The following is a 24650-nucleotide window of genomic DNA, read 5'->3' as shown; positions in this document are numbered from 1 at the left end:
CATAAACATAGACCCATTGTGGAAATATCGCTTGAAGATATTTTATCAGATGTGCGGCGAGGGCATCGGGGTCCCAGCTCCCTCGCGACAGGAACTTTGGAAAAGACCCATACCGCGTCTGGGAACCACTCGCTTGGTAAAGTTGCGTCAAGGTGCCTGAACCTGTGTGGGTAATAAATCCATAGATGAACGCTTGGAAAAGCGCAAAGTTTTGGGAGTTGAACATAAACCGAAACTCTGATAGAATACCTTCTAAGTGGAGAAGCAGGTGCATTGTTTCTTTCCTTTCAAAACAAGCGTTATGTTTATGAAAGGATACCTGCTTTTCTGCTTTAATGCATCTTAATTCTTAAAATTGTCCAAACTTTAGTACATAGTAGCGTTATCACGTCTGGATACATTGGCACCACGCATGTGGCGCAATATCGTATTGCCTTATTGCTTCTGTGCCCTCTGGTATTGTTTTGATGCCTGGGAGACAGACTGAGAAGCTTTAATGAGATTCATTCAAGTGTATACGAATGATGTGGAGGTAAATAATATGGTAAAATCAGCAGCAGAAACGCTTTTTGAAAAAGGCTTTAAGCAAGGTTTTCCAATAGGATTGCAGGAAGGCAGAATAATAAGCAAAACAAAAGTTATTCAGCAAGACATTACAAAAAATATTGCAAAAATTGTTGAGCAGGGCGTTGCAATAGGTATTGAGCGAGACATTGCAAAAGACATTGTAAAAGTTATTGAGCAAGCCAAAGCAAAAGTTATTCAGCAGGGCATTGCAAAAGACATTGCAAAAGTTATTGAGCAAGCCAAAGCCATAGGTATTGAGCGAGACATTGCAAAAGACACTGATAAAACTATTGAACAGGGCATTGTAATGGGTATTGAGCAGGGCATTGCAAAAGTTATTGAGCAAGCCAAAGCCGAGATATATCGTGATTGGCACGCAGATTGGGAAAAACGCAGACAGGCAGCAGCAGAAAAAGGACTTCCCTTTAACGACCCGCCGCTACCAAATCCTAATAATAACAACTCTCAAGAATAGGACGTACTATAACGTCTTGTGCTAATTGTTGAAATGCAATGCCGCTATTCGTAATTAAAATTGTGCGCGTGAAAGTGAACTTTGAATGGACGCTAACAAAATCCGCGAAATCCGCAGCATCCGCGAAAATCCGCGATTCAGACGTTATCCTGAATATAAAGAGAGCGGTGTGGAGTGGATTGGGGAGATACCAAAACATTGGAGATATAGTCGGCTAAAGTTTCATCTTACTGAAAATTCTGGTGGTATTTGGGGAGAAGATGATGAATTTGGAAATGGTACTTATATCCTTCGATCGACGGAAATCACAATAGATGGTCATTGGGATTTACAGAACTTAATGAAGCGGAAACTCAGCAAAGAAGAGGCAGAAAGATTTCTGTTAACCCAAGGGGATCTGATCGTGACTAAGTCCAGTGGTAGTCAAAATCACATTGGAAAAACAGGGATCGTTGATGAAACAATCGAGGCTATGCTCGCTTGTTACTCAAACTTTGTTCAAAGGCTTCGACCCCAGAGTTATATCAACAGCAAATTTCTGCATTACTTCATGAACTGTTCTCTTGCCAGAGAACAATATAAGTATCAGAGTGAAACAACTACTGGGTTAGCTAACCTTAATGCCCAATCTATTAACGAGTTATTTATAGCAGTCCCATCCGAACAAGAACAGAGTCAGATCGTCAACTTTCTTGACCGCGAAACCGAACAAATTGATGAACTGATAACCGCAGAACAGCGAAAGATTGAACTCCTCAAAGAATACCGTCAATCCCTCATCTCCGAAGCCGTGACCGGCAAGATAGATGTCCGAAACGAGGTGTAAATCCGTGTCGACGTATACAGAACAGAGATTTGAAGAACACATCGAACACCACCTGAACCAGTCAGGCTATCGGTCGTTACAATCTGCTGACTACGATAAATCCCTCTGCCTGATACCCGATGAGGTTCTTCAGTTCATTCAGGACACGCAACCTAAAGAATATCTGAAACTCAAAAGCCAGTCCGATGGGGAGATACCCCTTAAACTCCTCAACCGGATCAGCAGAGAGATCGAGCATCGCGGGGTAGCGGACGTGCTTCAGAAGGGCGTTAAAGATAGAGGATGCCATTTTCATCTCACCTACTTCCGTCCCGCCAGCGGCATGAACCGCGAGCATCTACGTCTCTACAACCTGAACCGCTTCTCCCTGATCCGACAACTGCATTACTCAAAAAAGAACGAGAAATCGCTGGATATGACGCTCTTCCTCAACGGGTTACCGCTGGTGACGATGGAGCTGAAGAATAGCCTCACCGGTCAGGTGGTGACGGATGCGGAGAAGCAGTATCGGACGGATCGGGATCCGAGGGAACCTCTGTTCCGATTCAAGCGGTGTCTGGTGCATTTCGCTGTCGGCAACGAGAAGGCCTCAATGACGACCCACTTGCAACGCGACAGGACGCGGTTCTTCCCGTTCAATAAGGGCATCGAAAACCCCGTGAACCCGAACGGACACAAGACCGCCTATCTCTGGGAGGACATCCTACAGCCGGATAACCTCATGGAATTAATCAACGACTTCATCCATGAGCAGGAGACCACAGAGAAGGTCTACGATGACAAGATGAAGATGGTGAAAGACGTGAAGCGTCCAGTGCTCGTTTTCCCGCGCTACCATCAGCTCGACGTGATTCGTGAATTGAAAACGGCTATCGTGGCAGAAGGGGTTGGGCAGAACTACCTCATCCAACACACCACAGGGAGCGGTAAATCCAACTCCATCGCTTGGTTAGCACATCTACTGACGCATCTGTATCGCTCCCCGGACGATGACACTATTCACAAAAAAATTCACGGAAACGCGGAACTGCGACGGGTGATTGAAGGCGATAATTCGGAGGATAATAAATGGTATAAGTTCGAGCAGGTGATTGATGAGATTTTGTTGGGTTTCGTCAACAGCAAGTTGGAACTCTACACGAAATTATCGCAGCCGGAGATCAACGCAGCGTTCAAGCGTCACCTCTATCGTGATTATCTTCAGCAGAATCGTAGGTTGGGTTGAACGAACATAGGCGAAATCGGGAAAAGTCAAAAAGAAACCGCGTTTGATCATACACGGCATATTGGAAAGATATCAAGTGAAACCCAACGCTTTTCCGTAAGATTTATAACAAGGCGACTGTCTGAAGTTGGGTTTCACTCGGTTTGTGAGTATATTTGATGCTATATCGTATTTGAGGCGTGTATGGGTTATCAAGATTATCCGTATCAATGCCGTTCAACCCAACCTACAAAGAATTTTGCCTATCATCCCAAGTTTAACGAGATTGGGCAAGCACGGAGCCTGCCCAAACGATGAATTGTATGAATTGTATTTTGAAAATGGTTGAATTTTAACAAGCACGTTTCATTACTCGTGCTTGCTGGTATTAAGCGGTATTAAAGTGCTGTCTGGGCTCATGGATATCTGGAAAATTTGACGAGCACGCTCACCCAAAAGATGGAGAGTACTATTAAAAAGTTCATTGGATGTTCCTTTCTCGATTTCTCAAGATATTTTATTTTTCTATGAAATATGATGACGTGTTTTGTAATACGTTATCTCTGTGAAAAGGTAACAAAAATTTGCTTTTGTAGAAAGTTTGTGATGAATGATGGATACCGGTGGTGTGTCGGGAATCGGAGTTCCCTCCTGCAGAAAATCTTGACATTGAAGTGCGTATACCATATAATTCCCCTGAAGTTGACACGAAGGTGTTGAAAATCAAATTTATAGGGGATCCGAAAAATAAATGGGCATCTTTGTAGCATAGGAGACCGTTAGCCTGTGCCAGCGTGAGACGTAACCTCACGATTTATCCTATGATACGAGTGTCCAAATAATTACGGGATCTACTATAATTTCAAAGTGGGACACGAGGGTGTGGAACACTTTGAAAGCGAGAACTAATCATCCAGTTACTAACCCATGAACCCATCCCAAACACAGAAACACTCCCAAGAATACTTAAAGCGGTGCAGACACCCTGAGATTCAGGCACTCCAACCCAAAGTAGAGAATACCGAGGATATGTGGATACCCACCTCCGAACAGCTACAGCAACTCTTAGCGCAGAAACTCCCATATCCAGATAGGTCTGTTTTCCGACAGACCGCGAACGGTTGGGAATACGAGACCTATTTTCGGGAATGGGCAGCCGATTACGGCACCTATATTGATACACACCGACAGTTTGTTGGAACCAACGCAGAAACCGTGCTTTTACAAGTGTTAATGACACTCCTGGGTATTGGGGAGCGATGGATGGTGTGATGTGTATGGCGAAGTTTGCAACAGAGACGAAAGAGAGGACAACACAATGACATTTGAAACCTTAATGAAGACAATTAATAGTTATGGGAGGGCAGGTCTTGTTGATCTGAAGACAGTGACCGCACTTCTGAACAACGCATTTGGGGATTGGCTCGCTTCACAAGGTGTGAGCCGTGTTGACCTGCTGACACCTAAATGTTTGTGGTTTACTGTGCAAGGCCAATTAGAACAGACACATACCGTCCCGGGAATTGAATTACATGACCGGTTTTTCGTAGTTGATAGAGATACGGTGAAGGAAAAAAATGCGGAAGCAATAGCGGATGCTCTCAAATGCTATAGTTCAGATGGCGATGGGGCTTACGTCTGGATCGTTCCCGATGGCTATATGGCGGCATTAACCCCGGCGGAAAAAGAATGGGAAGCACATGGCGGCGGATATTTTTCGCATGAATCTATATGTATCTCCAATACCGCTGATAGCGATACACGCTGTCTCTTAGAAGTGCTTTATGAGGATCCCGCGTTAGAAAACGTCTCTTGTGAATTCAAGGTGCCGGCGCATCGTTCCGTGCATTATCGGCTGGATCAGCTGAAGCGTGAGGACGGCGAACCCCTCATCGCCAAAGATGCCCCTGTGAGTTACAAGATCACGAGCCGAGACACACGGGTTGTCGTCCAAGGTTCGCGAATCCTAACCAGTGGTGAAAACAGCGTGTTTGCGAGTTTCGGCACGGTTATGGCGTGGTGCCCGCAGTAGAGAATCTCTTTATGCTTTCTGTTTCGGGTTCCAAAAGGCGCAAATTACTGCCGTAATCGGGATCGCAAGGACCAGTCCCAGTGTTCCAGCGAGCAACCGGACAATCTCAGCAGAGACAACACCGATACTCAACATCTGCACGGGGGGTGATTTGAAAAAGTCCAAATTCGGTGCTGTAACTGTAACCACAAGCAGCAACTCCACACCGAGATAAGCGAAAACCAACGTATTCACCATCGTCCCGAGAATGTCCGTCCCAACGTTCAAACCGGAAGCGATGAGCCGCCACGTCGGCATGTTCGGATTCGCCTTGCGGATTTCCTCCATACTCGATGCCACCTCAATCGCGCCGTCAACAGCGACACCCAATACCCCCATCAGCATCCCTGCCAAGAGGATCTGCACGAAATCGAAGGGCGGTGTGCGTGTTGCCTCTACGATGTCCGCTGAAATTGCGTTCTCTAACCCAGAAAAATGGAGATGTTGCTGCGCAAACAGGACAATCAAACCCGCGACCAAGATACCCCCCATCGTTCCAAGCACCGCTGAAAAGGTCTTCCGGCTCGGACCGATTACGAATACCAGCGACACAAACGCCACGACACCGGAAGTCAGCGTTACAATGAACACCGCGTTCGCACCCCCCGAAATCAGCGGCAGCATGAAGAAGTAGATAACGCCGGCAGAAATCAGCATTGCACACGCTGTCCGTATCCCCTCGATCCTTCCGACGAGGATAATGAGGAGGAGCATCCCACCCACTATCCAGATCAGAAATCGGTCTCTCCCGTAATCTTGAACGATGTTGACGAGGCCCACCTGTTCAGGGCTTCCAGCAACACGACAGAGAATAACGTCTCCCGGGTCCGCGGGGATACTCAGCAACGGCATATTGTGGTTCACGATGTTGCGTAACACCAAGCGTCTACCTTTGTACATCCCGCTCAGCATTTCCACTTCAAGGATATGATGTTCGATTTTCGAGGCATAGACATTGAGAGCGTTCTTTTCTCCATCCTCTATTGCCCGGATACTATAGGTCTGCTCATATCCCATATCCGAAAGGAGCCAGCGACTGTCCTTCCATGGTTTAACCGAAACCGTGAGTTCGTCTGAAAGCGGGATTTTATAGTTATCGAACGCCTCACGCAAAACCTTCGGAACCGTCCGATTGTCCAGATCACTTGCCGCACTACTGTCAATCTCAAAAAGGAAATTCCCACTCGATTCAAGCAATTGAACGACTCTACCCTTCGCGTATTCCGATTTACCAATAGTATTCCCATCTGCATCCCTTTGCTCCAAAACCGTCGCGGAGAGTTCATGTGTGCGGTAATACACCAGAATCGTGCCGATCAGAACGATAGCCATTGCGATAGGGACAGCAATTCGCGCTTTACTACGCGGCGGGTCGGCGCGGAACAATTCCTCCAATTCTTCTTCTGAGGGTAAGTCCTCGTGAATTTCGGATCTGTCTACCTGCGTGTACTGTGTGAGGAATCCAGCAACCGATGCCGCAATTGGAACCGTGAGCACCAACCCGATAGTTCCCACAACGGCTTGGACAATCGCAACCGATGTGGCTTCATCGTTGACGAGACGGAGAAATGGATAGAGGATACCGACTTCAGGGAAATCAATACGTGGCAGTAACATCGTCATCATGTGTGCCCCGAGGTAGGCAAAGATGAGCGTATCCGCCATCGTTCCCATAATGTCTCTGCCGACATTGAGACCAGCACGGATCGCTTGTTGAACCGTGATGTTCGGATTCACCTGCTTGACTTCATGGACGCTTGAAGAGATGGACATGCTCACATCCATCATTGCACCGACCGCCCCTAAAATGATGCCAGCAGACAAAATACCTGTGAAGTTCCAGTGATGCGATGCAGGGGTCCGCCATAACGCCACGCCGAGTTCCAAGAAACCGAATTCCTGCGCTAACCCCGTCAATGCCAGCGCATGTTGGCTCAGGATTGATAAGATGCCAACAGCGGCTAAACCCCCAAGCGTCCCAAGGACACCAGAAATTACCTTAAAACTGAATCCTGTAATGAGGAGGAAGGTCGAGAACGTGAGTAGGGTGGCAATTAAAAGAGCGACTGCGATTGGGTTGTAACCGCTGATGGTCAGCGGCACCAGGAGGTAAAGCACAGCGAAAGCGGTGACAAACAGGGTCAGAATCGCACGGACCCCTTTCATTCCGGCGACAAGTATCATCAAGACCCCTAACGTCCCCGCCAGGTATAGCAGAAACGGTGTTCGGAAGTACTCGCGCATAGATACAGTATCAATTTTCGGGCGCGTCGGGTCTCGGAGCGGGATGTCGAGGAACAAAACATCCCCTTTATGTAAAACACGATCGCCGAAGGCACGTCCCGTCCAAACGTTATTCACCTGAACCATCTCTCCACGAAACTGTCCAGAGAGGATACGGACGGATAAAACCTGATCTGCCTCGTCGTTTGTGTCTATTTTAACAACGCGCCCCAAGCAGACCAACACCTGCAACGCACCGTCGTGCGTCACCTCCGCGAACCGATAGAGTTTTATGTGCAACGCCGCAACGCTCAATAGGATGAGCAATATGGTAATAATTTTAATGTTTCTTTCGCGCATGTTTGTTTTTATATTCCCCAAAATTTGTGAATCAGATCGAGCGGATCCCATTAATTAATCTGTCTTCGCAAATAATATGCCAAATAGAAACACGGTCAGCTGCCGATCCGAATGTTGAAACTGCACAAATTCGGGCATCTGATCGAATAAATTGCCCCCATCCGTGCAGTCCGGCACACTCCCCCGCGGACCGGTGGATCAGAGGTGCTTCCGAATATTTTCAGCAACACTCCGTGGAATGCCTTTCACAGAGAGTAAGCCATCTAAACTCGCTGCTCGGATCGCTTCAATTGAACCGAAATGCTGGAGCAGTGCCTGTTTCCGTTTCGGACCGAGGTTCGGAATCTCGTCAAGCACCGATACACTCAGCGATTTCTGACGGAGGCGCCGATGATACGTAACCGCAAACCGGTGCGCTTCATCCCGCAACCGCTGGATCATCTGCAAAGTTGGGGTATCCTCTCGCAATACAATTGGTTCCGATTTACCGGGAACGAAAATTTCTTCAATTCGCTTTGCAAGTGCAATTAACGGAATATCGGGGAGCCGAGATGACGCGAAGGGTTTCATGGCGGCTTGTGCTGCGCTCAACTGCCCTTTCCCACCGTCAATCAGCATCAAATCCGGGAGTTTATTAAATTTTTCATCGTCTGCAAGGGCGCGACGGAAACGGCGGGTGATGACCTCTTGCATCATCGCGAAATCGTTCTGTCCTTTAACGGAGCGAATCTTGAACCGACGGTATTCGCTTGAAGTCGGTTTCCCATCTTCCAAGACCACCATTGATCCGACCGCAAATCTGTCGCCGAGATTGGAAATATCGTATGCCTCAATGCGTCGGAGCGGATGTTTTAATCCAAGCAATTCCTGGAGTTCAACGAGTGCCGGCTCCACACCACTACTATAAACCACGTTCTGTTCACGCTGCGTCAGAAGGATCTCGGCGTTTTTCGTTGCCAAGATTTGCAACTTTCGGAGTCTACCTGCCCTCGGAACGTGCAGTCCAACGCGGTTGCCCTGTTTCTCGCTAAGCCAATTTTCAATGAGTTCCATTGATTCAATCGGCATCGGCAGGACAACTGTTTTTGGCACAAAAACAGCGTTTTGATAATACTGTGAAATGAAGGCACTTAACGCGGTAGCGAGCGACTCTGGGTCGGCATCGTTGAGGTAGTAATGTTCGCGTTCAAGGAGCTTCCCATCTCGCACCCGTAGGAGTTGCACACAGGCAATCTCTGTCTTCGCAGCGATACCGATGACATCCTCATCCGCGGCGGAAACACTATCCATATTCTGTGTTGTAATCGCTTGTTGAACGTCTTTAAGCGTATCCCGATACTTCGCTGCTGTTTCAAAGTCGAGTGCCTCCGCAGCGGCTTGCATCTGCTCCGTTAATTCTTTGACCACAGCCTCTGTATTTCCACTTAGGAACTGACACACTTTCCGAACGATCTCATCGTAGTCTGATACATTAATCTTATCTGCACAAGGACCCGGACAGCGTCCAATATGATAGTCGAGGCACACCCGATATTTATTCCCGACTTCCGCGAGGGGTAAGGTACACGTGCGGATAGGAAACAACTTCGTCAACTGTTTGAGGGTCTGGCGGGTTGAGCGCACATGGACAAACGGTCCGAAGTATCGCGTCCCGTCGTTTTCGGCTTTGCGCGTGATCTGGATACGGGGAAAGGCTTCGTTGACGGTCACGCGTAGATACGGATAGCGTTTATCGTCTTTCAGTTTCACATTGTAGCGCGGTTGATGCGCCTTAATCAGGTTATTTTCTAAGATGAGTGCCTCTACCTCAGTCTCTGTGACAATGTAGTCCACCTCGGTAACATACCGCATCATCTGTGACGTCAACGCGGATGTAAATTTCTCACGAAAATAGGAGCGCACGCGAGTTCTTAGACGAACCGCTTTCCCGACATAGATGACAGTGCCGTCGGAGGCTTTCATGAGATAAACCCCCGGCACATTCGGAAGCGACTGCCACAATTCAGGCAGAGCCTGTGTTTTTCTGGTCTTTTCGCGTTCTTCTGCCTTCATCTTTTAATCTCTCATAGACCGCCCGATAGATATTCCTGCCTTCCAAAACATATTTCATTTCAAAGTTGGTTGGGATACCCTGATCTGGACTGCGGTTTGTTTTCACAGGACGCAACAATGATAAATCGGCGAGACGCTCCTGAATCTCTTGGAAATATTCCTCATAATCCGTGGCAATATAAAGCCTGCCTCTATTGGGTTTGAGGGTGCGTGTCAGCGCGGAAAGAAAGTCTTGATTCCGAAAAATCCGTCGTTTCCGCTGTCGCTTTTTGGGCCATGGGTCCGGAAAGTAGATATGGTATGCTTGAACCGATCCAGTCGGCACGTACCGCGTCAAAAAGTAGTTGGCATCTGTCCACGCAAGACGAACATTTGAAAACGTTCCTGACGCTCTATCCACACCGAAATGTCGTATATGCTTTTCAAACCGTTCCTGCGTCAATGCGACGTACTTTTGTGCCCGTTCGATGCCAATGTAGTTGACCGTTGGATGCCGTTTGGATGCTTCGAGCAGGAAACGCCCTTTCCCGGATCCGATCTCTATTTCTACCGAATGTGGGTTCCCGAAGAACGCTGCCCAATCAATCGGCACAGGAAACTCACCTAACGGCACAGCACACGCCGTCACGATGTCGATGATTTGGGAGTGGACAGTTGTATTCTGGTAGTAAAGGTCGTTGTAGTCGGGGTTTTCACGCATTCTTTTAACTTACCTTGCCGTTCGTTTAGGGCATCTTTGGAAATAACGCTCTTTTCTGTATATTCAGTCCGCCCGTTGGTTGGGCTTACGCGCGTTAGCGATATTTCATAGTGGATCAGAAAAATAGGTGGATATTTCAGGCCAACTTCTTGCCGGCAACCGATCGCAAACTAAACTTCTGACAAGAATTTGTGAAGATGCGTTTTTACCAAGTTGTCCTGCGGTTGATACCCCAGAACCTCGACCGCTCCACTTATGTCGAGATAGCTTTGCTGATACCCGTCAGAATTCGCCGAGCGTCCGTAGGTAATCAAATATTTGACGGGCCCCTCGTAGTCCACAGCCAGTCCGAAGAGTTGCACACAATCTCGTGGGGTCAGCAACGTGCTGCAGTGTCGTATCCCACTCGGTTCGTATGTGCCGTTGAAAGTCCCGATGCGGAAGCTAATGAACCGCATATCGTGTGCATCGACGAGATAGCGTCCTGCGATCTCTGCCATACCCTTCATCGCGCCATACCAACCATCGGGACGAAACTGATTACCTGTTGAGAACCGAGGCGGAGAATTCAATCGCTCATTCCATCCAGAAACATGATTTGTGCTCGCATATATAATCTTCTGAATGCCGCCTTCGCGTGCGGCTTCAAACAGGGTCATTGATGCCCCGATGTCGCTGACTTCACCAGGCACCTTGCCGAGTGAGTCTTGGCGGACATACGCCAGATGGACTAAAATGTCCTGATCGCGACACAATTCTTGCATCGCCGCGTAGTCCCGGATATCTGCCTGCACTGCACGCGAGGTAGCACCGGTAATCGGGTTAATATCCATCAACGTCAGTGTGTATATATCCTGTTGTTCCCATGCTTGCCAGAGCGCACTGCCGACTGTGCCAGCCGCACCGGTAATCAGTACCCGTTTTTTCATGTTTTAATTATTCCTTTTCCAGTGCCGCCATAATATCGGCGTGCACGGCTTTCGGATCCGCCACCGGTTGGACGTAGAACCGATCAATCGCTTGTCCGCCCAATCCTGAACATTTACACATCTCAACGTTCAGTCCGAGTTTTGCTAAGATACCACTGAAGTAGTGGAGAAATCCAACTTTCTCTTCACCGACGACGACAATTTCTGAATAGTTCCGTGCCGTCTCAACGCTCACATCGTCAACTTGCCAAGTTTCGGCGAGATTGACGTAGTGCCTCTCAAAAACCTGTTCAAGCGTCATTTCCTCTGCGAGGAGTCCGCGGATGTCAAAATCGAGGTCCCGTTTGAGCTCCTCATCAAGCGGCATCGGTTCTCCCCGATGATGCAGCGGTTGATGAACGAGTCGATAGATTTCAAGTTCAATGTTGGTATCCTGTTTCGTGTAAACGCGGGCATCTCGGACATCTATACCGTTCGCAAAAAAGAGACCGCTCACCGTGTGTAACTTTCCAATACGGCTCGGACTACAGAGGTGCAATTCAGTAAACCCAGGTCGATCGACAAATTGGATGATCCCTGTGCTGGGGGTTGTGCCTGTTTCTGTAGACACCGCTTCGGAAACCTGCGAGGTCATCTTTATGTGCATGGCTATCTCTTCAGGAGAGACACTGATACGGTAAGAAATCGGCATGTGATGAAGAAACTGCTGGAACTCTTCAACGGGGGCGAAGGCACCCCACTGTGTTTCTTCCTGTCCAACAAAGCGCGTGCGAACCACCTCGTAGAGACTCTTCAGATTGTGTTTAACGACATGACTGAAGTTCTGCGAACCGTTCGCTTTGGAATCGCAATACGTGAGTAGATACAGAGCCGTCAAACGTTCTAACGAGTTAACCTTCTTGCAGAATTCGGAGATCGTGCTTTCATCCCAATGATGATAGCGTGCCAACGCTATCATGGTCAAGTGTTCTCGGATGAGAAAGCAAATGTCATCCGTCTGCTGTGCGTTGAACCCAAATTCGGGTGCGATACGTTCCGCTTTTTCCGCACCGGTTGCCGGATGGGTAGGATCGGGTTTATCTATATCGTGCAGGAAGAGTGCCATATAAAGTGGCGCCGAATCTGAAAGTGAGCGAAACGCCGTATTGAGCTCCTCTAATTCGGAAGTTGGAGACGGGGCTATCGGTGAACCGAACCCCCCGCCAGCCCCAAACGGACTGCTCGGTTCCGTTCTTCGAATTTCATCGAGATGTCCAATGGCAACGAGTGTATGTTTCCCGACTGTATACGGGTCAAGACTTCGTTCGCTCCGCGTCATCATCGCCTTTTCAAAAAGTTCTCCGCCTTCTCCGAGATGCGACAGGATATTGAGTCTGTGCAGGCGTGTGAGGGTCTTCTCTACATCCCCTGGCATATTTATCAACTCTGCCATCCGGTGCTGGAAAGAATGCCAATCAAACGCATGGACATACCGAGATATGAAGGTAGCAAGGGAAGCATCAATCTCAAAATCGTATTGTTGGAAGTAGGTGAAAAGCGTAAAAAGTTCATTTGCATCGAGTTCACCGAAGTTATTGTCGATGCAATACAGCATTTCTGTTCTGACCGCGAGGACCTCTGAGACAGGAATCCCGTTGGCTAACATCTTTCGGATCAGCAGTTCTGCTTTGAAATGCAGATATTTTGCCATCGCGTAATACGCTGCCATGAACGCATAGCGTCCCTCCTCGGTTTCATCTGCAAAACCGAGGACCCGCGCGATCTGTGCTTGGAGTTCATCGCCTTTTTCAGGGTGATAGGTGAGGTCGTCATGCGGCGCATCAGCGAGCACATGAAGGAGGTTCCGCACCTTGAACGTGAAATCCAGAGATGGGATGAGTTGTTCGTCATCGTAGCGTTCGTAGAGTTCAGGGATTGAGGTGAAATCCGGAAGTCCGCATATCCAGAGGGCATACTGAAGGGTGCGTAGCCCACCGCGTCCCGTTTTCACATTCGGTTGATTCAGATAGATCGTATCCTCAGACGCTTCAAAGGCATCTGCTTTTGATTTCAGCAGATCCAGCACAAGCGAAATATCCGATTTCCCGGCATATATCTCTTTCCGGAAACGCTCGGTCAGTGAGGCATTGCCAGCGATAAACCGCATGTCAATCAACGCAGCCATATCCTGATAGTTCCATTGGGCTATATCTGTCAACGGACGATAGATAAAGCTGAACTCAAACCCCGGAATTACTGAATGAAGGCTGTCGAAAAAATCGTAGAACCATCGGACCAGTTCAAGGGTGCTTTCATCGTAGATATCTTCTAAGTCGACAGAGGATGTATAAACAACGTCTACATCCGAAAAATAGCACAGTTCATTTCTGCCGTAACTGCCCACTCCATAGAGGGCGATATCCGGCATCCATTCCTCCAATTCCGTTTCTAAGTCGCTTATGACAATGTCTGGCAATTGCTTCAGCACGTCTATCTGCTTCTGGTATTCGTTCCGAACCTGAAAAGAGGCTGCTTCATAGACCTTCTGAATGACTGTATCCCACATCGCCGCATGAATTTTGCAAGCCGAGAACCCGTTTTCGCCTTTCAAGATGCGGGCTTTTAATTGTTCCCGCTCCGCTTGAATGAAGGCAGCTAACTGTTTTTGCAAATCATCAAAAGACGCGTCCAGGTTCGGTACATAGGCACTGATGCGTTTTTCACTCTGTCTATTTTCCATTTTCTTCTTGTCTCCGATGTATCAGAGCAATCCAATTGTTGCAGCGTCCGCTTGAAATCACGAAGTGAATAAATATTTTCCATTAAGCTAATTATATTCCAAACACCGAAAAAAAACAAGCGTGTTTTTTGGATGACCGTCTCTCACTGGCGCGCTTCTTGATTGCCTTATTTTTTCTTGACACACTTTTGGGGACTTGATAACATACACCATCAGGGGGTCTAAAAATGCGTGACACCAAATATCGCGTAGCCATCATCGGGTGTGGACGGATGGGGCAAAACTACGCGGAAGCATACACCACTTATCCCGACACAGAAATCGTCGCCATCGTCGATGCCAACGCACAGCGACGCGATGTGCTCGGTGCCCGCTTTGACGTTACTGCGCTTTATCCAGACGTAGAGACCTTATTGCGCGAGGTAGTCCCGGACATCGCAGTGGTCGTCACACCCACGAAATACATGAGAGATGTCGTAGTTGCGTGTGCCGAAGCCGGGGTCAAAGGTATCTCTACCGAAAAACCGATTGCCGGACGTTTACAAGATGCCGACGTGATGGTTAAAACGTGTGCTGACCGAGGCGTGATATTTGCTGGCGGCAACCTGCAGCGAGCAATGAATGAGGTCCAAGAGGCGGCATCTCGGCTCCACAACGGTGAATTTGGGCACATCAGAGGCGCGAGCGTTCATGGGTTCGGTGGCGAAATTTCTGGTGGCGGCTGTCAACACATCTCTGTCCTACGTCTCTTCACCAATGCTGAGGTTGCGGAAATCATCGCGTGGGGAACCCCTCCTGAAGCGTTAGAGGCGAAAACCGATGAAGGTCTCATCATCAACGGGCGTTTTCTGCTGACGAATGGAGTGGAATGCAGCGTCTTCGGAACCCCAACGCCTTGCCGTGGCGTAGACATTTGGACAGACGAATGCCTCGTCCGATGGGACTGGAATCCACCTGAAATTTTCAAAGGTTACGACCCACACGGCAATCGCGTTCAAGTGAATCCTAACTATAGCCCGTATCCGTGGAGTGAATTCGGTTACCTCACCGGTTCCATTCGCTCCTTCTTAGCGGCTGTTGACGGCAACGGTCACCCGTGGATTACGGGCGCGGATCTCCGACAAGCGTTGGAGGTTGCTATCGCTGCAAAACTCTCCGCGACCCGAAACGGTGCCCCCGTCAAACTTCCGCTTGAGGACAGATCTTTAGTGCTTTATCCGCGTCCGTATCGGTGGCTCGGCGGGGATGCAACAGGTAGACCTCAGAGTGTCTCAGAAGCAAAGGGCTAAAGTAGTAGTCTATCCATAACAGGGGAGCTAATAATGAACGAAGATCAAAAATATCTCTTCGATTTGACCGGATACCTCATCATCGAAAACGCTTTGACGGCGGAAGAGGTTGCCGAGTGCAACGCTGCCATCGACCATCACATTGAAGGACTTAGGGAACGAGACACCTCTCTATCGGGCGGCTCAGCAGCGCTCGCTGGCACGGCACACCGACTGGACATGGGCGGTATGCTCGCATGGGAAAAACCTTGGTGTGAACCGTTCCGAAATTTGCTCGTCCATGCCAAGATTAAACCGTGCCTTGAAGAAATTTTAGGCAAACAGTATCGACTGGATCACGGTCCGGGTTTAATCGCCATGGAAAAAGGCACGGAAGGCGGCACTTTGCACGGTGGTGGGATTGAACGTCCCAATTTCTCCGAAGCCTACTTCTTCAAATACGGACGCATATACACAGGTTTGACTGTCGTCGAATACATGCTTGCTGACGAGGGACCCGGCGATGGTGGTTTGGCAATCATACCGGGGAGTCATAAGGCGAACCTTCCGTGTCCCAGTATCATGAAACGATACGAGCAATATCAGAAGCATGTGCTTGAAGTCAATGCCAAGGCTGGCGATGCCGTAATTTTCACCGAGACTTTGACACACGGCACACTTCCGTGGAAAGGCAGCCATCAACGACGCGCACTGCTCTACAAGTTCAGTCCTGGATTCCAGTCTTACGGCGTAGGGGCACACCAGATTACCTACCCTGATTACATTGAGGATATGTCCCCTGAGCAACGCGAAGTCATGGAAGCACCTCACATCCGGCACTAAGGGAAAAAGCAGTCAGCAATCGGTATTATGACTGAAAGATAAGAACGGAAGGTTCACTTTTCCAACCTTCCCGGTTTCTTCTATTCTCTCTGGTAACTGACAACCGATAACTGATGACTGATAACAATTTGAAGGAGAAAACGATGTCGAAACTACGAGTTGCTGTCATCGGGTGCGGCGGCAGGGGCCGTGGGCACATGAAGATCCTTTCGGAATTTGACGATACCGATCTCGTTGCCGTCTGTGATCCTGTCGAAACGGCGCGCGACACCGCCGCCGACCTGTTCAATGTCTCAGCGAAGCACGAGAGTATCGAGGCGTTACTGGACAACGAGACCTTGGATGCCATCTTTGTCGCGACACCCGCACACCTCAACGGCGAGGCGGCACTCCCCTGTTTTGAGCGTGGTGTCCATACGCTTTTGGAGAAACCACCGGGCATGAGTGTCGCAGAAACAGTCGCTTTACGGACTGCAGCAGAACGGACCGGGGCGAAAGGGATGGTGGGTTGGAACCGCCGCTTTCACCCGATCATCGTCGAAGCGAAACGCCAAGTGACCGCACGGGGTCCCGTGACACAAATCGTCGGTGAATTTCACAAGAGCATTACCCGATTGGCGCAAGGAAACAGATTTCCAGAACACTTGATGGACAACATGTTTCTGGAAACACCCATCCATGCCCTTGATGCAATCCGCGCCATCGCCGAAGCCGATGTTCAGGAAGTTCATAGCGTCGTTCAGCGGACCATCTCAGATTACAAAGATGTCCACGCCGCACTTATCCTGTTCGATAACGGCTGTGTCGCCCAACACATTGCCAACTACACCACGGACGCTCGCCTTGAACGCTATGAGATTCACGGCAGAGACATCTCCGCTTATCTTGAAGGCGTCTCCCAAGGAACCGTTTTCTGTGATGGGGGGCAACACAAACTCACCGAGGCAGGCACCGGTGGCACTGTTGAGCAAAACAGATATTTCTTGGATTGTGTCAAATCCAATACGCCGGTTTCGTTCCCTGCTGCGAATCTCGACGAGGCTGTGAAAACCATGGAACTCGCCGACGCAATCCTCAGTGGATTGCGTTAAGATAAGCTAGAAAAATGGTAGCCTGCAACACCGGCGCAGGCGGATAGATGGAACGCACGTCAAAGTTCAGACGCGCGTTGTTCCTCCGCAAGGAAAATTAAAAGTCCGCAAGGAATAATTAAAATATGCCAACGCTTGATGAACACTTTGAAGCCTATAAAACCGAGGGTTTCACAATCTTTGAGAAGGTTTTTGACGAACCCCAGATGCAAAGGTGGCGGGAGAAACACCGAGAACTCTCCGCAGCCAACGAGGGACAAGCATGGTTCGGAAACACCCTTGAATTGGCACCCGAACTGATGTGGCCCGCTGTCTCGCATCCGACAATTCTTGAATTCGTAGAAAAGGTGATGGGTCCCTTTGTGCAATTAGACAACCTCACACTTGCTGCGTTTGCGTCAATGGAAAAAGAAAAAGCGGAGGGCAGGGTCTCTGGTTGGCACCGGGACCGCTGGGCACACGTTCCTTTTACCGATGCCTATCACCGTCCGAACGCCATCAACGCTATATCCTATTTGCAGGATTTAACCGATGAATACGGACCCCTCCGTGTCATTGTCGGTTCACATCGAAAACCCATTACTATGGAAGATTCACAACGGAGTGTCCCACATCCCGACGAAACACTCGTCCACATGAAAGCCGGCGATGTCGTCATCACACATAACGGACTCATCCACTCCGGGACACCGAATACCTCTGGAAACTTACGCTACTTCTTCAGTATCTATTATAATCTAACATGGCTGAAACACACCGATCATCACACGGGTCCGCATACCCAAAAGTTGTTGGAGACTGCAAAAGCTACCAATAATCATCGACACATGCGACTCCTCGGTGTGGACGAGCAACTCCAACCCCGATGCAACTCCGGCTTCCTCCGTGCAGACGAAGAACGCTGGGAAGAGTGGACAACCGCCGACCGTGACGCAATTAAGGAGGCATAACCGATGGCAACTCCGAGCGTAGTGCCACCAACACTCAACGTCGAACTGGATCACCAACTGCAACAAGAGGTCAACTTCTTCCTCAACTGGGGCTATCTCGTCGTTGACAACGCCGCGACACCAGAACAGATTGAAGCGTTGCGTGAGGCACTCGATGAGAGTTACGAACGCAATAACAAGAGCCAATTCATTGGTGAACTTCTTGAGGAAGACGATCGGTTCGCGTTTCTGTTAGACAATCCACCCGTCCTAAAGCGAATGGAAGCCATATTGGGGACGTGTGTCCAACTCCACAGTGCAACGGCACGCATTACGGAACCCGGAACGCCGGATCAGCATTGGCATCGCGATGGTCCCTGGCCCGTCGCACCCAATGGAACGCCTTATGGGAGTCTCCCCGCGCAGATTAACTGCGGTTATTATCTCGACGAGGTCACCGATGAAAACGGTCCTACCGTTATCCAACCCGGCAGCCACAGGGCACCCTTCCGTCCGCCACCCACACCTGTCGAATTGCCCGATGAAAAGCGTGTGCTCGTGTCCCCCGGACAAGCCGTTATGTTCGACGGATGGACCTGGCATCGGGGCGCGGCTAACAATTCCTCAAAATGTCGACGCGTCTGCCTCATGTGCTACCAGAACGCGTGGATGAAGTCGCGTGAACCCTTCGATGGTCCTCGCGTCACAAAACTCCGAGAAGAAGGCACACCGCAGCAGCAACTCTTACTCGGTGCAATCCCGAAATGGTAATATAGTTAGCTGTCAGATTCAGAGACATGGAAACTATATTGTAGCATAATCTGTTAGATTGTGCCGTTCTAACGAGACGGGTAGCCTGCAACACCGGCGCAGGCGGCTCTACGGAGAGGTGCTTGATCTATCAGACCCACCTGACCGAACCGCAAGGAACGATTAAAAAGCCTGCAACACCGGCGCAGGCGGCTCTACGGAGGGGTGCTTGATCTATCAGACCCACCTGACCGAACCGCAAGGTAAAATTAAAAAACCGCAAGGAAAATTAAAAAAATGAATCTCGTTTATATTGTTATCGATACACTCCGCTATGACTACATCGGCGCAAACGGAAACGACTGGATAGAAACCCCCAACATAGATCGGTTCGCCTCGGAAGCCTTAGCTTATGACTACGCCTTCTGCGCCAGTTTCCCAACGATTCCCTACCGCACTGATGTCATCACTGGACAATACGGGGCACCCATCCATCCGTGGAAACCGCTCCGACACGAACGCCAAACCCTACCGTGGACGCTTGCAGAAAACGGCTACGCCACGCAGCTCATTCACGATACACCCCACCTTGTCAACGGCGGACATAACTTCGATTGGCCCTTCCACGCATGGACCTTCGTTCGAGGTGCTGAAGTGGACAGGGACTGGATCACGGATACCGTCGTATGGCCCGATAACTGGACGCGTCAACCCCTCTTTGATTGTATTGACGACAAAGCCGCTGAATCGGGGATGCTCCGCAGCTACGCACGCGCAAACAGAAACCGAAAAAAACCTGAAGATTGGAACTGCGCAAGACTCTTCAACACCGCAGCGCAATTCCTTAAAGACAACGCCAAGCGAGACAATTTCTTCCTCTGGGTAGACTGCTTCGATCCACACGAACCCTGGGACGCACCGCTTGAGTTCATGAAAAAATACGATACCCGTCCAGGTTACGACGGACGCGTTGATCCGCGCAGCCTCGGGGCACGGGGTAATGCGAAACTCTCAGATGAAGCGAGACAGCACATCAAAGCACAATACGCCGCGAAAACGACATGGATGGACCACTGCTTCGGACAATTCCTGGATGCCCTTGAATCCACGGGACTTGACAAGAATACCGCTGTCATCTTTACCGCTGACCACGGAACTAACGTCGGTGAACGTGGTAGGTTCGGTAAAGGGCAACCCGTTCGTCAGCAGGAGACGCACGTCCCGCTCTTTATTCGGTTGCCCGAGGGAGATACGGGGAGAAGCAACGTCATCGTCCAACCCCAAGACTTCTTCCCAACAATTCTCAATATCTTAGGTGAAGCACGTCCTGACGGCATTGAAGGACACGACATCGTAACCCCAGCGCGTAACGGGGAAGCCGGTGAAAGGCAACTTGCACTCTCAGGTGGAAGTATTGAGCGGTGGGAGAACACCACAGAGAACCCGAATCTCAACCTCTTCACTATCTTCGACCGTGAATGGAGTTTAGAGGTTGGCACGAAACCTGAAAACTCCAAACTCGTCCGACTCGGTGGATTGGACGATGTTGCCAGCGAACATCCCGATGTCGTCGCTAAACTGCACGCCGCTGCTATTGATGAAATCGAGCGCCGTGGCACCGATCCCGCACTCATGGCATGGTTGCGGAGTGGGGGTGAGGACACTTTTCCTGCTGATGCGAATTACTGGGACGGCTATCCTGGACCCGCAGGTTACCGCCCTTACTTCGGGAAACTCTACACAGGTGAGTAATTTTTCAACTTTTTCCAATCACGGTGGGTGCGGTTTCTCCAACTGCACCCCAAACTTGACAACGCTTCAGACTTCTGATACCATATTAACAAACATCCGAGAAAATTATCCTTTAAGGGGTTCTGTAATGAAAAATTCGAAACTGCAGAAGCAAGCTATGATGTTAATCAAGCGACTCCCAAAGAAAAAACTCAAAGCCGCTATCGATTATATGACCTATCTTTATGACAAGGAAGCCTGGGATGCAACACACGAACTGACAAGTAACGCAGAGATCGTGAAAAGTTTAGAACGTGCGGAGGCTGATGAAAAGGCCGGCAGACTCAAAAGTTGGGCTGATGTTAAGCGAGACGTTTGAAGTCCAATTCACAAATGAGGCAATTGCTGATTATGGTAGGCTTGATGCTAATATGGAGCGGCGAGTTAACACTGCACTTAGCACCTTAGTGAACAATCCCTTATTTGGACCTAATATAACCTAAGTTGCCAGTTTGTAGCATAGGAGACCGTTAGCCTGTGCCTCTTCGTGCTGAAAATGGCAGGGAATGCACTCAGTTTTTCACAAAAATGATCGCTTTTGGCTGAAGAACGGTGTTCATGCGTCTAAAATCACATAGGTAGCAAGTTGGGTTATCTATAGGATAGACAAGCAACACCGTAAATGCATCATCAGAGGAATCCGCACGCGTGGGAAAGCGTATGTCCCGTAATTCAAAACTATATCAGTATTGGAATCTATCTAATACCATTTCTGATTGAAAATGCTTCAATAAACGAGCTCTTTGTAGCATAGGCTGTTAGCCTGTGCAGTCTTTGAGGCGATCTGTCAATGCGATGTAATCTCTTAGAAATGGTATAACTTAACCCCTCTCAAAGGAGAAAACCATGCCACGCACATACAAAGCCTGTCTCATCGGATGCGGACGGATGGGCGCGACCATTGACGACGAAGTCGAGGGCAGAGCCGATAGTTTTATTTGGCAACCCTTCTCGCACGCAGCCGCCGCTGTCGCCTGTGAACGAACAGACCTCGTCGCTGTCTCAGATGTCTTTGCCGAGAAAGCCGAAGCCATCAGGCAACGCTACGGAGCCGAGCGCGCCTATACAGACTACCAAGAGATGATCGAAAAGGAGAAACCCGACATCGTCTGTATCGCCACGCGTCCCGGTCCACACGCCGATATGACCGTCTTTGCCGCCGAAAATGGGGTCAGGGGTATCTATTGTGAAAAACCGCTCTGCTGCGCCATGGAAGAGGCAGACATCATGGTAGACATCGTTCAAAAGCACGGTGTCAAATTCAACTACGGCACGCAGCGCCGCTACATGCCGATCTATCGCAAAGTGCGTGAGCTCGTGGATGCCGGCGAAATCGGTGATGTCTTATGCTCCATCGCCCAATACGGAGCGGGTTCCGCGCTCTGGGGCTTAACCCATGCCGCTGATATGCTCCTCTTCCTCGCAGGTGATCCGGAGGTGGATTTCGTACAAGGCGCGATTATATGCAAAGATTCAGATTGGGATGGCAACCGTCTTAACGTTGACCCAGGTATCGCCTGTGGGTACATCCGGTATTCCAACGGGGTTCACGGCTATAACACCGCTGGCACTGGACCCGAATACGAGGTCTGCGGCACTGGCGGTAAGATCCGTATACAAAACAACAGTAGGGAGATTCAATTCCGAAAGAAGGACGGGACCTTCTTTGAGGAAGTACCGTTCCCAGAGACATCCCGCGCGACAGGCACCGTCATGGGGATCACCGACATCGCCGAGGCACTCGACGAAGACCGCGAGACCAAAGGACCTGTTCACCTCGCGCGTCGGAGTCAAGAGACTCTCATGGGTATGATTGAATCGCATCGCCTTGGGGGCAAGCACATTACGCTCCCCATGGAAAACCGATCGCTCTACGTTACCAGGGACAATTGGTAACATCGCCCTCCGGTAGGCGCGCTTTCTAAGCGCGCTTATATCTTTATCGAATCTCGCCTAAAAGACATGAACTTAGAAACCCAAATCCAGCAGTTCCGCGAAACTTTCTATAAAGTCAAAGCCGAAGTCCAAAAACGTATCGTCGGTCAAGACGCGATTATTGAAGGTGTACTTTTCTGCCTACTCGCTAATGGACACGCGCTCCTTGAAGGTATCCCCGGCTTAGGCAAAACGCAATTGATCCACACCCTCAGCGAAGCACTCAATCTCGCTTACAAACGTATCCAATTCACACCGGACATGATGCCCTCCGACATCACAGGCACAACGCTTCTCGTAGAAGACGAACACGGCGGAAGGCAGCTTGAATTCCAACAGGGTCCCATCTTCGCGCAACTGATCCTCGCAGACGAGATTAACCGCGCCACACCCCGCACGCAATCCGCGCTCCTTGAGGCGATGCAAGAGCGCACCGTCACTGTCGGACGCACCAGCCATAAGTTAGAAGAACCGTTCTGTGTTTTAGCAACACAAAACCCGTTGGAGATGGAAGGCACCTATCCGCTCCCAGAGGCACAACTCGATCGGTTCCTGTTCAAACTCCTCATCGACTTCCCAAACGAAGACGAGATCGTCGAAATCTTGCGTCGCACCACATCCGGCACTGACATCACCATCGGCAAGGTTACAGATGCCGAAACACTCAACGAAATGCGCCGACTCGTCCCGCAAGTCCCCATCGCCGAGCATGTCGAACGCCACATCATCCGACTCGTCCGTGCGACGCACCCGGATTCAGAGGACGCACCGGAGATCGTGAAACAGTATGTCCACCTCGGTGCCGGTATCCGAAGCGTCCAAGCGATAGCCCTCACCGCCAAAATCAACGCCCTCCTCGATGAACGTTACAACGTCGCCTTTTCGGATATTGATGCCGTGTTGCGCCCCGCACTCCGTCACCGTATCCTCCTCAACTTCGAGGGACAAGGCGAAAGCATTGAACCCGATGCCGTTGTCACCGAAGTCTGTAATACCATAACGCCAACACCGTAACAGCTCCTCTACTGGCGAAATTTTCCAACCTCGCTCATATAAATTAACAAAACTATAAGGAAGTAGGTAAGTCCTAAGATCTCTCATTTGATGCATGGAGGTTTTTGATGTCCGAAATACCTGTTTCTAATGCCTCTACTGAATCAACTTCGACTTCTTTCACGATACCTCTTGCCTTTAAAACCTCTTCAAACTCAAAGCGGTGTATCCCAGCTAACTCAGCAGCTCTACCGAGTGTCACATCGCCTACCCGATAGGACTGAATTGCAGCATCAAGTCGTGAAGCTTTTTTAATTTGGACCAGGTTTTCCAGCGCATCAATCATCACAGCATGGGAATCTGGATAAAGTCCTGAATCAATCAGCGCGTTAACCTCTCTTTCGAGATCAGGCGCGTGGATTTCAATCTGTAGCATGCGATAACACCTCCGTAAAATAATCGGACCTTCCATTTTATAGAATAGCACACTTCACACCATGTATCAAATAAATTTGACTATCCCTCGAACCTATGCCATAATATGGAATCTGGGATTATCAAAAATAGGAAAAAATGACAATGCGAATTTGCTATTTTCAAAAAGAGGCGAAAACGGTAATATGCAAAACTTTATAGCGGGCGTGTACCGACAGCAGCGAGAATACAAGAGTTTTAGCCCATCTTTCATCAACTGTCCTTTTGTTTCGGAAAACCGCCAAATAAATCAGTTGGTCGAACAAGCTGCTAATCTTTTGGGAGAACTCAACGCTTATGCAGAAATCGTACCGGATGTCAATTTTTCGATTCCGATGAGCATTATAAAAGAAGCGATAGACTCCAATCTGATTGAAGGCACAAAAACTGAGATTGATGAGGTCGTTCTGCCACAAACAGAAATCCCGCCAATCCGACAGGATGATTGGC

22 protein-coding genes are annotated in these 24650 nt (G+C 49.4%); 15 read left to right on the top strand and 7 right to left on the bottom strand.

Annotated features, from left to right (window positions below; translation table 11 throughout):
• On the bottom strand, positions 1-274 hold a 274-nt coding region (locus tag F4X88_04465; GenBank protein MYA55530.1), incomplete at its 3' end, for a transposase.
• 237 nt (positions 275-511) lie between these two features.
• On the opposite strand from F4X88_04465, the gene F4X88_04460 reads away from it, so the two are divergent.
• The 5 genes from F4X88_04460 to F4X88_04440 all read left to right on the top strand — a co-directional run bounded on the left by F4X88_04460 (position 512) and on the right by F4X88_04440 (position 5104).
• Positions 512-1042 (top strand): hypothetical protein, encoded by a 531-nt coding sequence (locus F4X88_04460; protein ID MYA55529.1) that lies wholly within the window; start codon positions 512-514, stop codon positions 1040-1042.
• An 85-nt stretch (positions 1043-1127) separates the two neighbouring features.
• The gene (locus tag F4X88_04455; GenBank protein MYA55528.1) at positions 1128-1868 is read left to right on the top strand and encodes a hypothetical protein; all 741 of its coding nucleotides are present in this window, start codon (positions 1128-1130) and stop codon (positions 1866-1868) included.
• A gap of 4 nt (positions 1869-1872) precedes the next feature.
• Positions 1873-3093, top strand: coding sequence for a type I restriction endonuclease subunit R (locus F4X88_04450; GenBank protein MYA55527.1), 1221 nt, complete (start codon positions 1873-1875; stop codon positions 3091-3093).
• A 906-nt stretch (positions 3094-3999) separates the two neighbouring features.
• On the top strand, positions 4000-4344 hold the full coding sequence (locus F4X88_04445) for a hypothetical protein (GenBank protein MYA55526.1): 345 nt from the start codon (positions 4000-4002) through the stop codon (positions 4342-4344).
• 46 nt (positions 4345-4390) lie between these two features.
• Positions 4391-5104, top strand: a complete 714-nt coding sequence (locus tag F4X88_04440) for a hypothetical protein (GenBank protein MYA55525.1) — start codon at positions 4391-4393, stop codon at positions 5102-5104.
• A gap of 9 nt (positions 5105-5113) precedes the next feature.
• On the opposite strand, the gene F4X88_04435 is transcribed toward F4X88_04440, so the two are convergent.
• The 5 genes from F4X88_04435 to F4X88_04415 form a co-directional block, all read right to left on the bottom strand.
• Entirely contained in the window at positions 5114-7777 is a 2664-nt protein-coding gene (locus F4X88_04435; GenBank protein MYA55524.1) for a YibE/F family protein, read from the bottom strand.
• A gap of 147 nt (positions 7778-7924) precedes the next feature.
• Positions 7925-9778 (bottom strand): excinuclease ABC subunit UvrC, encoded by a 1854-nt coding sequence (gene uvrC, locus F4X88_04430; GenBank protein MYA55523.1) that lies wholly within the window; start codon positions 9776-9778, stop codon positions 7925-7927.
• Positions 9729-10478 (bottom strand): tRNA (guanosine(46)-N7)-methyltransferase TrmB, encoded by a 750-nt coding sequence (gene trmB / locus F4X88_04425; GenBank protein MYA55522.1) that lies wholly within the window; start codon positions 10476-10478, stop codon positions 9729-9731. Before trmB ends, uvrC begins: the two co-directional genes overlap by 50 nt.
• A 170-nt stretch (positions 10479-10648) precedes the next feature.
• On the bottom strand, positions 10649-11407 hold the full coding sequence (locus F4X88_04420; protein ID MYA55521.1) for an NAD(P)-dependent oxidoreductase: 759 nt from the start codon (positions 11405-11407) through the stop codon (positions 10649-10651).
• Between the two features lie 7 nt (positions 11408-11414).
• Positions 11415-14126 carry an HD domain-containing protein gene (locus F4X88_04415; protein ID MYA55520.1) on the bottom strand — a complete coding sequence of 904 codons (2712 nt, stop codon included), beginning with the start codon at positions 14124-14126 and terminating at the stop codon, positions 11415-11417.
• 227 nt (positions 14127-14353) lie between these two features.
• Here F4X88_04415 and F4X88_04410 point away from each other — a divergent pair, with 227 nt between their 5' ends.
• The 9 genes from F4X88_04410 to F4X88_04370 all read left to right on the top strand — a co-directional run bounded on the left by F4X88_04410 (position 14354) and on the right by F4X88_04370 (position 23747).
• Positions 14354-15415, top strand: a complete 1062-nt coding sequence (locus F4X88_04410) for a Gfo/Idh/MocA family oxidoreductase (GenBank protein ID MYA55519.1) — start codon at positions 14354-14356, stop codon at positions 15413-15415.
• A gap of 33 nt (positions 15416-15448) precedes the next feature.
• The gene (locus F4X88_04405) at positions 15449-16237 is read left to right on the top strand and encodes a hypothetical protein (GenBank protein ID MYA55518.1); all 789 of its coding nucleotides are present in this window, start codon (positions 15449-15451) and stop codon (positions 16235-16237) included.
• 113 nt (positions 16238-16350) lie between these two features.
• Positions 16351-17328 carry a Gfo/Idh/MocA family oxidoreductase gene (locus tag F4X88_04400; GenBank protein MYA55517.1) on the top strand — a complete coding sequence of 326 codons (978 nt, stop codon included), beginning with the start codon at positions 16351-16353 and terminating at the stop codon, positions 17326-17328.
• Positions 17329-17453: 125 nt separating this feature from the next.
• On the top strand, positions 17454-18278 hold the full coding sequence (locus tag F4X88_04395) for a phytanoyl-CoA dioxygenase family protein (protein MYA55516.1): 825 nt from the start codon (positions 17454-17456) through the stop codon (positions 18276-18278).
• 3 nt (positions 18279-18281) lie between these two features.
• On the top strand, positions 18282-19028 hold the full coding sequence (locus F4X88_04390) for a phytanoyl-CoA dioxygenase family protein (GenBank protein MYA55515.1): 747 nt from the start codon (positions 18282-18284) through the stop codon (positions 19026-19028).
• 276 nt (positions 19029-19304) lie between these two features.
• Positions 19305-20759, top strand: coding sequence for a sulfatase (locus F4X88_04385; protein MYA55514.1), 1455 nt, complete (start codon positions 19305-19307; stop codon positions 20757-20759).
• A 127-nt stretch (positions 20760-20886) separates the two neighbouring features.
• Positions 20887-21117: a hypothetical protein gene (locus F4X88_04380; protein ID MYA55513.1), complete on the top strand. Its 231-nt coding sequence runs from the start codon at positions 20887-20889 to the stop codon at positions 21115-21117.
• Positions 21118-21644: 527 nt separating this feature from the next.
• Complete coding sequence (locus tag F4X88_04375) at positions 21645-22694, top strand: Gfo/Idh/MocA family oxidoreductase (GenBank protein MYA55512.1); 1050 nt, start codon at positions 21645-21647, stop codon at positions 22692-22694.
• A 66-nt stretch (positions 22695-22760) separates the two neighbouring features.
• Positions 22761-23747, top strand: a complete 987-nt coding sequence (locus tag F4X88_04370) for an AAA domain-containing protein (protein MYA55511.1) — start codon at positions 22761-22763, stop codon at positions 23745-23747.
• A gap of 73 nt (positions 23748-23820) precedes the next feature.
• On the opposite strand, the gene F4X88_04365 is transcribed toward F4X88_04370, so the two are convergent.
• Entirely contained in the window at positions 23821-24213 is a 393-nt protein-coding gene (locus F4X88_04365; protein MYA55510.1) for a hypothetical protein, read from the bottom strand.
• 10 nt (positions 24214-24223) lie between these two features.
• Between F4X88_04365 and F4X88_04360 the strand changes: the two genes are divergently transcribed.
• Positions 24224-24650 (top strand): hypothetical protein (locus F4X88_04360; protein MYA55509.1); only part of this gene is annotated, 427 nt, incomplete at its 3' end.

This window comes from Candidatus Poribacteria bacterium (genome assembly GCA_009839745.1).
GTDB lineage: Bacteria > Poribacteria > WGA-4E > WGA-4E > WGA-3G > WGA-3G.
The sequence above is the reverse complement of the archived record's forward strand: the minus strand, read 5'-3'. Positions and strand labels throughout refer to the sequence as shown.